1 protein-coding gene is annotated in these 678 nt (G+C 58.3%); it reads left to right on the forward strand.

The window, feature by feature from the left end:
- On the forward strand, positions 1-636 hold a 636-nt coding region (locus DK871_RS28435; RefSeq protein ID WP_218581573.1), incomplete at its 5' end, for a hypothetical protein.
- Positions 637-678 lie beyond the last annotated feature (42 nt).

A 678-nucleotide genomic window follows, 5' to 3' on the forward strand; every position in this document is an offset into this window, starting at 1 on the left:
AAAAACATAATGGCATCTGCTGGACTTCAGATGTTGGCCACTGTCCTCGCGGTCCTCGGCTGGGTGGGAGACATCATTATCTGCGCGCTCCCCATGTGGAAGGTGACGGCGTTTATTGGCACCAACATCGTGACCGCGCAGACCTTCTGGGAAGGCCTCTGGATGAACTGCGTGCAGCAGAGCACGGGCCAGATGCAGTGCAAGGTCTACGACTCCATGCTGGCACTGCCACAAGATCTCCAGGCAGCTCGAGCGCTTGTAATCATCTCAATCCTCGTGACCTTCTTGGGACTTTTCCTGGCCGTCGCTGGAGGCAAGTGCACCAACTGCATTGAAGAACGGGACGCAAAGGCTAAAGTGGGGGTCGCGGCCGGCGTCTTCTTCCTGGTGGGTGGCGTTCTGTGCCTGATCCCGGTCTGCTGGTGCGCGCACACCGTCATCAGTGACTTCTACAACCCCATTCTGTCTGAGGCTCAGAAGCGCGAGCTGGGGGCGTCTCTGTTCATCGGCTGGGGCGCGTCTGGTCTGCAGCTCATCGGCGGGGCGCTTCTCTGTTGTCAGTGCCCAAAGAGCGACGGTCGTGGTTATTCCGTGAAGTACTCGGCTCCGAGGTCCGCTCCAGGAGCCTATGTATGAGACCCAGTCTGGACCGAAACTAATTCTCCTGTTTGAAGGAAG

Source organism: Pseudomonas sp. L13 (assembly GCF_009935965.1).
GTDB lineage: Bacteria > Pseudomonadota > Gammaproteobacteria > Pseudomonadales > Pseudomonadaceae > Aquipseudomonas > Aquipseudomonas lactis.